At 33.0% G+C, this 15,584-nt stretch carries 12 protein-coding genes; 8 read left to right on the forward strand and 4 right to left on the reverse strand.

Features of this window, described 5'->3' with window-relative positions; translation table 11 throughout:
- Positions 1–90: 90 nt before the first annotated feature.
- Complete coding sequence (locus IPK88_14720) at positions 91–3,231, forward strand: hypothetical protein (protein MBK8244679.1); 3,141 nt, start codon at positions 91–93, stop codon at positions 3,229–3,231.
- A gap of 26 nt (positions 3,232–3,257) precedes the next feature.
- Here the strand turns inward: IPK88_14720 and IPK88_14725 are convergent, their stop codons facing one another.
- Positions 3,258–4,619, reverse strand: a complete 1,362-nt coding sequence (locus tag IPK88_14725) for an N-acetylmuramoyl-L-alanine amidase (GenBank protein MBK8244680.1) — start codon at positions 4,617–4,619, stop codon at positions 3,258–3,260.
- Between the two features lie 129 nt (positions 4,620–4,748).
- Between IPK88_14725 and IPK88_14730 the strand changes: the two genes are divergently transcribed.
- The 3 genes from IPK88_14730 (at position 4,749) to IPK88_14740 (ending at position 8,142) form a co-directional block, all read left to right on the forward strand.
- On the forward strand, positions 4,749–5,399 hold the full coding sequence (locus IPK88_14730; GenBank protein MBK8244681.1) for a heme exporter protein CcmB: 651 nt from the start codon (positions 4,749–4,751) through the stop codon (positions 5,397–5,399).
- Between the two features lie 6 nt (positions 5,400–5,405).
- Complete coding sequence (gene ccsA, locus IPK88_14735) at positions 5,406–6,470, forward strand: cytochrome c biogenesis protein CcsA (GenBank protein MBK8244682.1); 1,065 nt, start codon at positions 5,406–5,408, stop codon at positions 6,468–6,470.
- A gap of 250 nt (positions 6,471–6,720) precedes the next feature.
- Entirely contained in the window at positions 6,721–8,142 is a 1,422-nt protein-coding gene (locus IPK88_14740; protein ID MBK8244683.1) for a Glu/Leu/Phe/Val dehydrogenase, read from the forward strand.
- Between the two features lie 86 nt (positions 8,143–8,228).
- On the opposite strand, the gene ychF is transcribed toward IPK88_14740, so the two are convergent.
- The gene (ychF, locus tag IPK88_14745; GenBank protein ID MBK8244684.1) at positions 8,229–9,323 is read right to left on the reverse strand and encodes a redox-regulated ATPase YchF; all 1,095 of its coding nucleotides are present in this window, start codon (positions 9,321–9,323) and stop codon (positions 8,229–8,231) included.
- A gap of 80 nt (positions 9,324–9,403) precedes the next feature.
- Between ychF and IPK88_14750 the strand changes: the two genes are divergently transcribed.
- Positions 9,404–9,616 (forward strand): hypothetical protein, encoded by a 213-nt coding sequence (locus IPK88_14750; protein ID MBK8244685.1) that lies wholly within the window; start codon positions 9,404–9,406, stop codon positions 9,614–9,616.
- Positions 9,594–10,001, forward strand: a complete 408-nt coding sequence (locus tag IPK88_14755; GenBank protein MBK8244686.1) for a DUF479 domain-containing protein — start codon at positions 9,594–9,596, stop codon at positions 9,999–10,001. Before IPK88_14750 ends, IPK88_14755 begins: the two co-directional genes overlap by 23 nt.
- Here IPK88_14755 and IPK88_14760 read toward each other — a convergent pair.
- Complete coding sequence (locus IPK88_14760; GenBank protein MBK8244687.1) at positions 9,976–10,644, reverse strand: PorT family protein; 669 nt, start codon at positions 10,642–10,644, stop codon at positions 9,976–9,978. The genes IPK88_14755 and IPK88_14760 overlap by 26 nt on opposite strands.
- Before the next feature lie 20 nt (positions 10,645–10,664).
- Positions 10,665–11,399, reverse strand: a complete 735-nt coding sequence (gene ubiE / locus IPK88_14765; GenBank protein MBK8244688.1) for a bifunctional demethylmenaquinone methyltransferase/2-methoxy-6-polyprenyl-1,4-benzoquinol methylase UbiE — start codon at positions 11,397–11,399, stop codon at positions 10,665–10,667.
- A 185-nt stretch (positions 11,400–11,584) separates the two neighbouring features.
- Here ubiE and gyrA point away from each other — a divergent pair, with 185 nt between their 5' ends.
- Together gyrA and IPK88_14775 are read left to right on the forward strand one after the other, a co-directional pair.
- Complete coding sequence (gene gyrA / locus IPK88_14770; GenBank protein MBK8244689.1) at positions 11,585–14,122, forward strand: DNA gyrase subunit A; 2,538 nt, start codon at positions 11,585–11,587, stop codon at positions 14,120–14,122.
- 85 nt (positions 14,123–14,207) lie between these two features.
- Positions 14,208–15,509 (forward strand): hypothetical protein, encoded by a 1,302-nt coding sequence (locus IPK88_14775; protein ID MBK8244690.1) that lies wholly within the window; start codon positions 14,208–14,210, stop codon positions 15,507–15,509.
- Positions 15,510–15,584 lie beyond the last annotated feature (75 nt).

The raw sequence follows: 15,584 nt of genomic DNA on the forward strand, positions 1-15,584 counted from the left end.
AATTAAACCAATTTGTTGAAATTTGACTTTATATAGTTAAGAAGATCAATATTTTACTTTTATTTTCGTTTAAAAATCAAATTTCGAAAAATGACATTTAACCTAAAAACCGGCCTAAAGTTACTTGGAGGACTATTATTAATTCTTTTAATCCTTGGCTTTCTGGTCCCCGTCTTGTTTAAAAAGGAAATAAGTTCTAAAATTAAAACTTCAATAAATCAGAACCTAAATGGTTTATTTGATTTTGAAGACGCATCTTTATCCATTTTTACCCATTTCCCTAGGCTAACCCTAAGTCTTAAAAAACCAAGCGTTGTGTCTTATGCTACTGGGGATACATTAAACGTGTTTAAAGCAAGTGAATTAAGTCTTTCTTTCGACTTTTGGAATATTATATCTAAGTCTGAATCCCTAGTTGTTAAATCGTTGTATTTGTATGATGCTGATATTCAAGGTTATATTGATGCAAACGGAGTAGCCAATTATGATATTTTAAAAAACAAACAACCTGCTTCCAATAATTCAGATACAAAACCAGTAAATTTTAAATTGGATCGATATGAAGTTAAAAATTCAAGGATCATTTATATTGATAAGCAAATGGATATGTCTTTGAAAATTGTTGGCCTCAACAATGATGGGAAATGTTCAATAATGAATGACATATTTGATATCAATGCTAAAACAACTATTGATAGTTTAGATTTCGTTTCAACTGGAATTGCATTTTTAAATCATGTTAATTTGAATTCAAATTTGAACTTAATATATGATGCTTCAAAGAATCGGATTGATCTTAAAGAGAATGAGTTGGCTTTGAATGCGCTCAAATTATCATTACTAGGATATATTCAAGTTAAGGAGGAGCAAAGTATTGAAATGGATTTAAAACTTAATAGCCCTGGAACTCAATTTAAAGACCTTTTCTCATTAATTCCTAAAGCATTTATAAAAAATTATCAAGATGTTAAGTCTGAGGGTAGTTTCTTGATCAATGCCAATATAAATGGTATATTAAACCAGAATTCAAATATTTTTCCTTCTTGGGATTTTGTATGTAGTGTGACCAACGGCGGAATTCAGTACCCTAGTATGCCAGTTAAGCTTTCATCATTTAACTTAAATATGAGTTCTAAAAATATTGGTCCTGATCTTTCCAAATTAACCGTTGATTTGAATCCATTTAGTCTATTGCTTAATGACAAACCTGTAAAAGGGACTTTGCATTTTGAAGATATCGTCGACAATGCTCATGTGATGGGCAATATTAAAGCCAATATAGATTTAAATGATTATAAACAATTTATGCCTTTGGATAAGGGTGTTGATTTGTCTGGATTGATTAGTACTGATCTTTCATTTGATTTTAGAAAAAAACAAGTTGAAGCAGGTGATTTTGAAAATATCGCTCTAAAGGGTGATTTTGTCATTTCAAATTTGATTTACAAAGATTTAACTATGCCAAGAGTGGCGATTCCAACGATGAATCTTGAATTTAATCCAAAACTATGCAATATCAGCAATGCTCAAATTGAATTAGGTAGATCAGATATTAATTTGAAAGGATATATCGAAAATCCCTTGACTTTGTTGATGGGTGAAGGGGAAATTAAAAGTAATGTTCAATTAAAAGGAAATGTTTTTGATGCAAATGAATGGTTAGAACCTGAGGCTTCAAGTGCCTCTAATTCGGAACTTGTTGATAGTTCTTTTTTTGTGCTTAATTTATGTAAAAGATTAAATATTAGTGCATTGGGTTCTTACCAAAGAATAATTTATGATACGTACGTAATGGATGATTCAAATGTTCAGCTTGATTATATAAAAGATAAGTTGAATTTAAATCAGTTAAAAATGACCATCAACCAAAATGTAATTCAATGCAATGGAATAATTGATGGGCCAATGTCATGGGTATATCAAAATAAAACCTTAAAAGGGGATATTCGAATTACAGGTGAGCAATTTAATCTGACTAAATTTATGGATTCTGGTTCTTCTATTGTTGATTCAAAAAATCAAACAGCAGTTGTTGATACTGCTCCATTTAAAGTGCCGGATGCAATGGATTTTGGAATCAATTTTTCTTTTGGAACATTAAGTTATGACAAGTTAGTACTCAATAATTTTAAAGGGAATCTGCAAATTGTACAAGATGAAATTCAATTTAGAGATCTAACATCTAGTGCTTTGGGAGGTCAAATGAATTTGGCAGGTATATTTAATACGGAGGATTCCAACAAACCAAAATTTGACTTAAAATATGATTTGAAAAAAATTCAATTTGGTAAAGCCTTTGAGTCTATCGTAAGTGTTCAAAAACTGGCTCCAGTCATAAAATTTATTGAAGGCTTTTTTAATTCTTCTTTTGTGTGTTCAGGATCTTTGAATAAGGATTTAAGTCCGAATTTAGACCAGCTTAATCTATCTGGAATTATTGAAACCTTAGAAGGTGCAATAAAGAATTACAAACCAATTGAACTCATTGCCCAAAAATTAAAATTTGATGATCTTAAAAGTTTAAATTTAAAAAATACTAAAAATTGGTTCTCCATTGAAAATGGTGTCGTTAGCTTGAAAGAGATGAGTAAAACATGGAATGACATAGATATGAAAGTCCTGGGAACTTCAAAACTTTCTGGACCTATGGATTTCGATTTTAAATTTCGGATACCTCGAAATAAAATTAATAATAATGCAATTGGTGCTTCTGCAGAAACAGGATTATCCTATTTAAAAAGCCTGGCTAATAAGGCAGGCGTTAATATCGAAACAGGATCTCATATAAATGTTTTGGTGAACCTGAGTGGCTTATACACTGATCCTAAATTTAGTTTTAAATTATTGAATGCGGATGGGGAAAGTATTGAAAATAGTGGTTCGGAACTGGTTAACCAAGCAGTTGATAAAGCCAAAGATTCAATCATAAAACGAGCCGATCAAGAATTGGATAAGGCTAAACAAAAGGCCTTGGAAGAAGCAAAAAAACTTGAAGACAGTTTGCGCAATATTGCCATTCGAAAAGCTGATGAGGAAAAACAAAAAGCCTTAGACAAATTGGGAACTGAAGCATCTAAACATATAGATTCAAATTTGGTGAACAAAGGCAAAGAAGTTTTAAATGATAAGCTAGGCAAAAATGCTGATAAGATCTTAAAAGACGGTGGAAAGAAAGAAACTGATCAAATTAAAGAAAAAGTAAAAGATTGGAATCCCTTTAAAAAGAAATAAATGCTTGTTATTTAAAGGCGACTTTTCTATTTTAGAAAACCTTCCATCAGCCAGTCTGCAAGAATTTGGCGATTTTGTGGAAGTATGATTCGTTCTCTGTCTTTTTTGTTTCTTATATTAGCTAATTCAACATAAACGGGTTCTGGGTCCGAAGCTCGCATTACAAATAGTGGCCTTGAACTAACGGTGCCATTGTAATCTCGCCCTTGATACTTTCCATATTTCTCAGAAAAGACTTCTTGGAGTTTTTTAGCCTTTTTTTTGCTTTTTTTACTTTCAGATTGATAATAGAAGAATACATCTTGACGAGATTCTTCAGGTTGTGAGTCAATATGAATAGATATCATCCATTGATTTTGAATACCCTCTAATTTGTGTTTGAGGTACAATTGGTTAACATATTGCATGCCTTGACGTAATCTCTTTTTTTGACTAATTGGCATTTCATAAGTGCCCATAGCTTTTTCATCAGTATCACATTCTAAATATTTATCGTCTCTGATTCCATCATTTTTATCTTGAACGATGACATAAACAGTAGCGCCTTCAGAGATTAAATTTCTCGCTAGACGTAGACTAACATCATATGCATATTCATCTTCACAAATATCATGATCTCCAAATACATCCTTTGCTATTGCACCCGGGTCCGGTCCTCCATGTCCGGGGACTATGTAGAATATTTGATTGTGTAGTTTATTTGATTCGATAGGAACATTCCTTTTATTAGGACCAAATAGAGCAACATCAACTGACTTATTGGATACTTTTTTTGCAAATTGATCATAATCAGTCATCTTAGTATCAGAATCCTCCTTATCTTTTAATTTAGTGTCTGAGACTAATTTGTCTTCAGTAATTTTTTTACTTTTTACGGCAATATTTGCAATGGTATCTATATGTGATGTAGTCTTCTTCGAAGAAAATTCAGATTTCAGTTGAGTTGGTTTTTGATTAACCAAATTAATTGTGTTTGGCTGATCCAAATAAAACTGTGGGACCCATAATTCAAAATCTTGCTTATAGCTTTTCTTTTTAAGCCCCGATTTAACTAAATCTTCATTATAACTTTCGATTTCTTTAGCAAGGTCATAATCTTTTATTTTAGTACTTGATCTTATACTTTTTTTATCAAACTCAATTTGGACCAGCGGTAAATAATATTTTTTACCTTTTGTTAATGGTGTATTTTTTTGAAGACCATTTATTTCATAGAATAAATCAATATTTGAGCTTTGACCCAATAACTGATAGGATCGAAGTAATGCAAAGACCCCTTGTCCTTTTTGAGCTGCTACTTCGATATAACTGGTTTTTTGCTTTTGAGCCGTTAGAGAGAATAGCCAAAGGCTAAAAGTAAAAGCTAAACACACTTTGATCACATGCATTTGAATTCATTTTAGTGCAAATATAACATTATTTCGTAATATGTAATATGAAGTTAAACATAATTTTATAAATTAAGATTTTATTTAATGTATTTAATTGATTTTCAATGTTTAACTTTGCGGCATTAAATGAAAATATTAATTGCACTTATCCGTAAAGACCTTCTTTTTGAATGGCGGAGCCTATATCAGATATCCGGGCTATTGGCTTTTTTATTAGGGGTGGCCTATTTGATCTATTTTTTTGTTGGCAGTCCTATTTTAGAGACTTGGAATTTGTTATTTTGGCTTGTATTACTTTTTTTAAGCTTTTTTATCGGATCTCGTTTATTCGAAGAAGATGCCATTAGGTATAAGTCCTATTTACATCAAATGGTAAGCCCTGTTCAGTTATTTTTGGCCAAAGTAATTTTTAGTTTTTTTCTGCTGACAGTGCTATCTGTATTGCTTTTTTGTATTTTCTTAATATTAATCCCTGTTACTATACATTCCTGGTTTAACTGGATGGTTCTGTTTATCATATTAAATTTTGGATTGGCTGTAATTATGACTTTTGGTGCTTTTTTAGCAGCTTTAGGACAAAACAGAACCATTTTATTGACCATATTAACTTTGCCTTTATCATTTCCCTCATTTGGTCTATCTTATAGTATCGGACTTAGATTTTTAGAAGGTAATGCAATAAAGGATTGTATTTCAAATTTTCAACCCATGCTAGCTATTGATTTGATCTCATTGGCATTGGTCATTATATTATTACCTTACACTTGGAAAAATTAAAGATTCATGACTGTTTATCATAATTGGTGGAAAATATTAGGTGTCGTATTTATTATCTATGTTTTGGTTAGAGGTATATTAACACCATTAAAGCCAGGTATTTTTGAAATTTCACCATCTCGATTTGAATCGGGTAATGAAATTAATATTCATGTTGAAGGTTATAATACGTTTTACACCAAGGGTAATCTTTTAGCTTATATTAAACACTCAGACCAATTCTTAATCCCAAGTTCAAAGATCAATGTGACTTCCGATAATAGTCTAAATGTAATTTTTAATATACCTAAATACTTTCCGGATTCCAATAAATTAGCCCAATTTACCTTTATTTTAACTTCCGACCATGATGGAACGACAGTTTTACCATCCAGGATTATTATTCACCAGGACAGTATAGACTATCAGGCTGGAGTATTATCTTGGACATTGGCACAAAAACCTGTATTTAGCAATTTGCATAAATATTGGTTTCCTTACCGTAACATTCTACACGAAACAATTAGAAATACTTTTTTTCATGTTTCTTTATGGTTTACCATGTTTTGGTTATTATTTATGAGTGTATATTTCTCATTTAAATATCTGAAAACCAATGTTAAAGACTATGACTTAAAAGCATTTGCATTGGTGCGTACTGCCATTTTTTTTGGAGTTCTTGGATGTTTAACCGGAGCATTGTGGGCAAGATATACTTGGGGCACATGGTGGACAAAGGATATAAAATTAAATATGGCTGCTATTAGTCTTTTAATATATTTTGCCTACTTAATACTTCGAGCTTCAATAGATGATGAAGATAGAAAAGCCAGAATATCAGGAGCTTATAATATTTTTGCTTTGGTAGCTGTAGTTCCTTTGATTTTTGTATTGCCAAGACTAACAGATAGTCTTCATCCTGGAAATGGCGGTAATCCTGCATTTGGAGCAGAAGATATGGATAACGCTCTTAGACTTGTTTTTTATCCTTCAGTCATTGGGTTTATATGCCTTGGCTGTTGGATGGCCAGTTTGTTGTATAGATTGGATCGTATTCAATTAAAATTCGATGAAAAAGATAATAATTCTTAAAATATTTCTGAATTCTAAAATTTCAATTCAACTTTACACCTCGAATATATGAAGTCAAAACAAATTTTATTTTATCTACTTATTTTAGTGTTTACGCCATTTATCGTTAATGCTGAAAATCTTGACTTTATGCGAAATTCGGGTAAGATCAATGTGGTTTTTGGCGTCATTTTGGTTGTTTTTATTGGTATTGTACTATTTTTGATATTTCTTCAACGAAAAATAATTAACCTAGAAAATAAAATTAATAATGAGTAAAGAATCAGAAGGCTCTTTTTTAGATAGCGTAAATAGAAATTTTGATAAAGCAGCTGCTTGCACAACTATTCCAAAAGGAATATTAGCGCAAATAAAGGCGTGTAATGCTGTTTATGAAATTCGTTTTCCAGTCAGAATCGATAATGAAATTCATGTAATAGAAGCTTATAGGGCGCAACATAGCCATCATCGACTTCCAACTAAAGGCGGTATAAGATACAGTCAGCATGTCAATAGAGAAGAAGTTGAAGCACTAGCGGCATTAATGACTTACAAATGTGCCATCGTTGATGTACCATTTGGAGGTGCTAAAGGAGGAGTTAAAATCAATCCTTGGGAGTATAAGGAAGACCAATTGGAACGAATTACAAGAAGATATACTACTGAATTGATCCGTAAAAATTTTATAGGTCCCGGTATAGATGTACCTGCACCGGATTATGGGACAGGACCTAGAGAAATGGCTTGGATATTAGATACTTATGTGACTTTTAAGGGTGGCGAAATTGATGCTGCGGGCTGTGTTACAGGTAAACCGGTTAATCAAAATGGAATCCAGGGACGCAATGAAGCAACAGGTAGAGGTGTGTTTTACGGACTTAGAGAGCTTTGTGATACGAAAGCAGCAATGGATAAACTGGGATTAACCGTTGGATTGGCGGGTAAAAAAGTTGTGATTCAAGGTCTTGGAAATGTTGGTTCTTTTACGGGCACTATTATGCAAAAAGAAGGCGGCATTACCATAGTTGGTGTTGCGGAATTTGAAGGATCTATATATAAAGCTGATGGTATAGATATGGAGCAACTTTTAGCTTTTAGAAAGGAAACGGGCTCAATTCTTAACTTTCCTGGGTCAACTACACTTGAAGCTAGAGATGCGGCCCTCTATTTAGATTGTGATATCCTTATCCCTGCAGCATTAGAAAATCAAATTACAGTTGAAAATGCAGCTAAAATTAAAGCCAAAATAATTGGAGAAGCAGCAAATGGACCAGTATCTGCTGGTGCTGAAGAGATTTTACTAAAGAATGGAGTTATGGTTGTTCCCGATATGTATCTAAATGCGGGTGGGGTAACAGTGTCCTATTTTGAATGGTTGAAAAATCTTTCGCATATGCGTTTTGGACGAATGGAGAAACGATTTGATTCAAACATGTATGCTAAATTGGTAGGTACTATAGAGCAATTAACCGGTAAGACAATAGGGGACAGAGAGAAAGAAATATTGACACAAGGCGCTGATGAAATTGATTTAGTTCGATCTGGCTTAGAAGAAACAATGGTTATGTCATTTAAAGAAATCTGGCATACATATAGCCAACGAGACAATATTGGCAGTTTGCGTAACGCTGCTTTCGTTGTTGCCCTTGAAAAAATATCTAATGATTATGCTAGTCTAGGAATATTCCCATAGGCTTATTCCTGCTATTTGTAAAAATAAAAAACCGAATTCATTTGATTATGGATTCGGTTTTTTGTTTAATATTTATGGGAAGTCCATTATACGTTAAACAAGAAGTGCATAACATCCCCATCTTGGACGATGTATTCTTTGCCTTCTGTATTCATTTTGCCTGCTGATTTTACTGCTGACTCGGATTTATAGTGTATGTAATCATCATAATGAATAACTTCCGCACGAATAAAACCTTTTTCAAAATCAGTATGTATCACTCCAGCTGCTTGAGGGGCTTTCATACCTTTTTTAATCGTCCAAGCACGAACTTCTTTAACACCGGCAGTGAAATATGTGATGAGTTCTAATAAATTGTAGGCTGCACGGCTAATTTTAAAAGTACCCGGTTCTGTAAGTCCAAGATCGCTAAAAAAACCAGCTCTGTCCTCTTCTGGTAATTCTGTAATCTCAGCTTCTATTCCTGCTGAAATTAACAATACCTGGGCGTTTTCTGGTTTAACAAATTCAATGAATTTCTGAGTATGATGATTGCCGGTATGAATAGAGGATTCATCAACATTACACACATATAGTACTGGTTTTCCAGTTAAGATTAGGCTGTTTTTGATATATAATGCCGTTTCTTCATCTCGAATAAATGAACGTGCGGTTTTTCCAGATTCTAAATGCTTCAACAATTGATCACCAAACTCTAATTCTCTCAAAATTTCTTTATCACCCGTCTTAGATTGTTTTCTTAATCGATCAAGTCTTTTTTCTACGGTCTCAATGTCTTTTAATATTAATTCAGTATCCACAATTTCTTTGTCTCTGACTGGATCAATTGAGCCATCAACATGAACGACATTATCATCATCAAAAGCTCTTACTACGTGAATGATGGCATCAACTTCTCGAATATTAGCTAAAAATTGGTTCCCTAGTCCTTCCCCTTTTGAAGCTCCTTTAATCAATCCAGCTATATCTACAATATCCACCGTCGTGGGTTGTACTCTTTGAGGGTTTACTATGGCTGCCAATGCGTCTAATCGGCTATCAGGTACTGTGATTACCCCAATATTGGGATCTTTAGTAGCAAATGGGTAATTAGCTGCTAAGGCCCCTGCCGAGGTTAGTGCATTAAATAAAGTTGATTTACCTACATTTGGTAAACCTACAATTCCACATTGAAGTCCCATATTCGTATTTTTTCGAGGCGCAAAGGTATACATTCTAATGAAATTGCTCTCAATTGCTTTGATTTGTGTTATTTTGTGTTATGAATTTTTTGGCTCATTTTGTATTGTCTTATCCGAATAGAGAGTTAATGGTGGGCAATTATATTTTAGATTTAATTACTAAAAAGGAAGAAAAGTTATTGCATGCTACTTTTATAGATGGTGTCAAAATGCATTTGTGGATTGATAAATCTACAGATGAACATCCACATGTAAAAAAAAATAGTTTCGATGTTAAGACCTGCGGTTCATAAATATGCTCCGGTGGCAGCTGATATTTTATTAGATCATTTGCTTTTTAAAAATTGGAATAGATATGTTGATAAAGATTATGATGAATTTGCAGATCACATTTATCAATTACTACTTTCTCAATTGAATTTTTTTCCTGACAAAGCAAAATTTATTACGGAACGAATGGTTAATGGATTGTGGCTGAATCAATATAAATCGATTGAAGGAATTCAAGATGTCATGACAAGAATGAATCGAAAAGCAACATTTGAAGTTGATTTTAACCAATCAGTTCAAGTGTTTACAGACCAGTTCGAAATTTTCGAACATCATTTTTTAAGTTTTTTTGATGATATGTTTATAGCGGCTCAACAATGGACTAACCTTCAAAGTGAAATGAAATAGTCCAGGTTTTAGAATATAATTTATCGATTATAGTCGACTCAATGAGCTTGCCGTCATATATGAGCAAATTGTTCAAACCATGTGAAAACTTAATCTCTGGAGTGAAGATGAAAAAAGGAAGAAAGAATTGTAATCCAGCACCAATTTCAAATTGAAAATCATGGGGAGATATGCGTACGATATCAAATCTGGATTTATCTGAACGACTGTTCGAAGCAAAATCATAAGCATATTTCACTCCACCCAAAATAAACATTTTTTTATCTCTATACGGTGCAGAAGTATATCGAATCAACATTGGGATTTCGCCAAATACGGATTCTAATAAATCTTCTTGTAGAGGGCCACCATTTGTTGGCGCATATGTTAATTTTCGATACCCAAGCGAGATAGATGGCAATAATCTATAATCAAAGTATTCACCTAGTTTAAAATTAGTGATAACACTTAATGTAAGTCCGGGATTTCCAATGCCTTCATTTATTTTAAATGTTGAATTATCAATTAATCTTTTAGAATGCTCAATTTTAAAACTTGAATAGTTATATCCTAATGTCAATCCAAAATAATGATTTTTTTTCTTGAGACCATCATAATTGATATTGTTCATTCTTCCTTGGCCGTAGAGCGAAAGAAAACTCAAAGTGAATAAAATATTAAATATTATTTTTCTGCAGTGTATATACAACATATTCCAAAAGTCAAAACTTGAAAATTACAATTTTTAAAACCAGCTTCTTGTAGTTTGGCAGTAAAACGTTCATAATCCGGAAACTGTTGTACCGATTCAAATAAATACTTATAAGCATCAGGATCTTTTGAAAAATATTTACCGACTACGGGTAAAATATATCTAAAATAAAGTTGAAATAATGGCTTAAAAATAAAACCTCTAGGTTTTGTAAATTCCAAAATGACCATTTTACCATTTGACTTTAAAATTCGGTGTATCTCCTTTAATCCCAACTCTAAATGCTCGAAATTTCGAACCCCAAAAGCTGCCGTAACTACGTCGAAAAAATCGTTTGGAAAAGGTATTTGTTCCGCATCACCCACCAGAAATTCAATATTTTTACTCAAACCCTCCTTAATAATTCTTGCCTGACCAAGGGCTAACATACCTTCTGAAATATCAATTCCCTTGATATTATAATTTGGGTATTGGTTACTAATTTGGAATGCTAATGCACCTGTTCCGGTTGCAACGTCCAGAAGATTCAGTGGTTCTTGAGATTTTGGTATTTCGAGAATCGTTTTCTTACGCCAACTGGCATCTATTCCTAAAGATAGAAATCGATTCATAAAATCATAAACAGGAGCAATCTTATTAAACATCTTAGTCACCTGTAATTTTTTGGAGTCAGGCGTATTGGTATAGGGTTTTACTTGATTCAAAATTTAAATTTAAATGCAAAGATAATTGGCTCAATTTGATTTAAAATGAATAAGTTATAATTATTAAAAATATATATGTATAATGATTTGTATATCAGTATTTAATATAATATTTATATTTAGATTTTTTTTATTTTTTACGACATATTTTGTTTACTTTTGCGGGCTTAATTTGACTTATAGAAACTATGGAAGAGCTAGATAAAATTATCCCAATTAATATTGAACAACAGTTACAGACTGCTTATATAGATTATTCTATGTCTGTTATTGTTGCGAGAGCTTTACCTGATGTTAGGGATGGATTGAAACCCGTTCATAGGAGAGTAATGTTTGGGATGCATGAGTTGGGTATGCGCTATAACAAGGCCTACAAAAAGTCTGCAAGAATTGTAGGGGAGGTGTTGGGTAAGTATCATCCGCATGGGGATAGTTCTGTTTATGATGCAATGGTTCGTATGGCTCAGGATTGGTCCATGCGATATCCACTAGTTGATGGACAGGGTAACTTTGGCTCAATGGATGGAGACAGCCCGGCAGCAATGCGCTATACTGAGGTGCGTTTGGCAAGGATTTCTGACGAAATGTTAGAAGACATTGATAAAGATACAGTCGATTTTAGATTGAATTTTGATGATTCTCTGGAAGAACCAGTTGTTCTACCTGCGAGATTGCCTAATTTGTTATTAAACGGCTCATCAGGAATCGCTGTTGGGATGGCCACCAATATGTTGCCCCATAATTTACGCGAAGTTGTTGATGCTACCGTTGCAATGGTAAATAACCCTGAAATTTCTTTGGATGAATTGATGACTCATATACCAGCTCCTGATATGCCAACGGGTGGAATTATTTACGGCGTTGGTGGAATTAGAGAAGCTTATGAGACTGGGAGAGGAAAAGTAGTAGTCCGCGGTAGAGCGGAAATAGAAATTATTGATAATAGAGAAGCCATCATTATCACAGAAATACCTTATCAGGTAAATAAAGCATTTTTAATTGAAAAAATTGCTGAATTAGTCAATGAAGAGCGTATTACCGGAATTCATGATGTGCGTGATGAATCGGATAGAACCGGAATGCGGATTGTTATTGAGATTAAAAAGGATGCAATTTCCAATGTTGTATTAAGTAATTTATATAAATATACCTTACTTCAAAATTCATATGGAATTAATAATATAGCCTTGGTAAGAGGAAGACCAATGACCTTAGGTCTTAAGGATATATTGCGTGAATTTATCAAATTCAGACTTGAGGTAATTGTAAGAAAAACACAATATCTTCTTAAACAAGCAAGAGAAAAAGCGCACATACTTGAAGGTTTATTGATTGCACTGGATCACTTAGATGAGGTTATAGCTTTAATTAGAGCTTCTCGAACGGTTGAAGATGCAAAACAAGGTTTAATGTCTACTTTTCAGTTAAGCGAAATTCAATCTAAGGCTATTTTGGATATGCGACTCCAAAAATTAACCGGACTGGAAAGGGATAAAATCAAAGAGGAATATGATGAATTGATGCTTGAAATCAAGCGCTTAGATGCTATTTTAGGTGATGAATTATTACAAAGAGAAATTATTGTCAATGAACTTACAGAGATCAAACAAAGATTTGGTGACGATCGTCGTACAGAAATTACTATAGCTGAGGGGGAGATTAATATGGAAGATATGATCGCAAATGATGAAGTGGTTGTAACCATTTCACATCAAGGTTATATTAAACGAACAAAAACTTCTGAATATAGAACTCAAACCAGAGGTGGTCGTGGTTCAATTGGTAGCAAAACTAAGGATGAAGACTTCATCGAACACATGTTTATTGCAAGCAACCATAATTATTTATTGCTATTTACAGAATTGGGTAAATGTTTTTGGTTGAGAGTCTATGAAATTCCAGAAGCTAATAAAACATCATTAGGTAGAGCCATCCAAAATATTATCATGCTGCCGAAAGAAGATAAAGTAAGGGCATATATTAATATTGAAAATTTATCAGATGAAGAATATCAGAACAATAACTTCATCGTCTTATGTACCAAAAAAGGAACCATTAAAAAAAGTAGTGTAAAGGATTTTAGCCGGCCAAGAACCAATGGTATTATTGCCATAAGTATTAATGAAAATGATCAACTCATGGAGGCAAGATTGACTAATGGGAAGAATGAAATAATTATTGCCAACAGAACGGGAAGAGCCATCCGTTTTCCAGAATCTACGGTTCGTGCCATGGGTAGAAATGCAGCTGGTGTTAGGGGAATAACCTTAGATGCATCAGGTAATGATTATGTAGTAGGTATGGTCTGTGTAGATCCAAATGATAAGGATGCTAACATTTTAGTTGTTTCTGAGAAAGGTAATGGAAAGCGTTCTGAAATTAATGACTATCGTGTCACAAACAGGGGTGGTAAAGGTGTTAAAACGATCCAAGTAACTGATAAAACGGGTCAATTGATAGCTATTAAATTAGTTCACGATTCTGATGATTTAATGATCACCACAAATAATGGTGTAACCATTCGGATGCATATTGACAGCCTCAGAATTATGGGTCGGGCAACCCAAGGAGTAAGACTCATTAGATTAGATGAAAATGACCAAATAGGTGATGTAGCCATTGTAAAGAAAGAGGAAGAAGCCGAAGTTATCGAGCCGATCATTGATGAAAATCTATTAGATTCAGATATTACTGATAATGGAGAAGGATTGCATGAAGAGGAATAATTTTAAGGTATACTTAACGTTAAGAATCTATCATGATGGAATTATTTATGAAATTTTAAAGTTTAGTTCAATAAATTCATAAAAAATGAAAAACATAATTTGTAGTTTTATTTTAGGCGTAATGACATTATCAATGATCAATGCGCAAGATCCAGCCAAGGATGTAAAAAAAGCAGACCGCTTATTAGGTTTATACCTACTCGATACAAAATCAAATAAAGAGAAATTAATTGAAGCAAGAAAATTAATAGATGCTGTTGCAGAAGATACATCAGTTTCTAATCTCTTTAAAACACATTATACTAAAGGAAATATTTATAACGAATTAGCTTCAATAGATAATATCAAGTTGGTGCTTAGTGCTAAAGCAAAACTTGAAAATCCTGATGCAGCTTTAACTGCTTTTGAATCATTGTCCAAAGCCAAATCATTGGCCGTTAAATCATATGAAATAAAAGACGTTCTTAATAGCTTAAGAGAAACATCACAATACCTTAACAATTTTGCGTCCGGAGCTTATAATAATCAGGAATTTTATTCAGCATTTAAACAATTTGCTGCCGTTTTAAAAATAAATACCTTGTTGAAAGAAGCAAATGAGAAACCAATTTTCGAATCTCAGGATGATATCAATAAGCAAAAATATATTATTGCTGTTTGTGCCCTTACCGATAAAAAATACGATGAAGCCAAATCATATCTAGTTGATTTGGAAAAGGCAAATTATACCGATTCTTCTGGAGCTGGTCCTGTAATTTATGAAAGTCTCTATAAGATATTTTCCACATCAGATACAGTACAAGCTGAATCTTATTTGCAAAAGGGTAGAACATTATATCCAGATGATTCCAATTTACTGTTTGCGGAAATCAATAGTTTCTTAAAGAAAGGTAAACTGAATGAACTTATCGATAAGCTCAAATTGGCTGTTGCTAAAGAGCCAAATAATATGTCCATTAAAACGACCCTGGGTAATGTTTATGATAACATGTGTCAAAAGGAGTGGGAAAAAGGCGATATGGTTAAAGCTCAGGAATATTTTAATGAAAGTTTAAAGTATTATCAGGAAGCTTTGGATAAGGAACCTTCGAATGTTGTAGCTCTTTATAGTATAGGAGCGCTTTATTATAATTATGCTGCCATTGTTTCCAAAGAAGCAAATAAATTATCTAATGATTATTCTAGCGCAGGCACCAAGAAATACAAGGAAAAACAAGCTGAAATGGAAGCTTATTTTGATAAAGCCTTGCCCTATTTTGAACAAGCAGATAAATTCGACAATAAGGATGTGAACACTTTAATTGCCCTCAAAGAGATTTATGCTAAAAAAGGCAAGTTCGATAAATCCAATGAAATTAAAGCAAGGTTAGAATCTTTAAAAAAGTAGACTTTCATTAAGGATATATAGGATTTTTTGCTCCAAACGGAACGGGAATACTACATTCTTTTGAATTATTTATGA

The organism is Candidatus Defluviibacterium haderslevense (assembly GCA_016712225.1).
In the GTDB taxonomy this organism is placed as follows: Bacteria; Bacteroidota; Bacteroidia; order Chitinophagales; family Saprospiraceae; genus Vicinibacter; species Vicinibacter haderslevensis.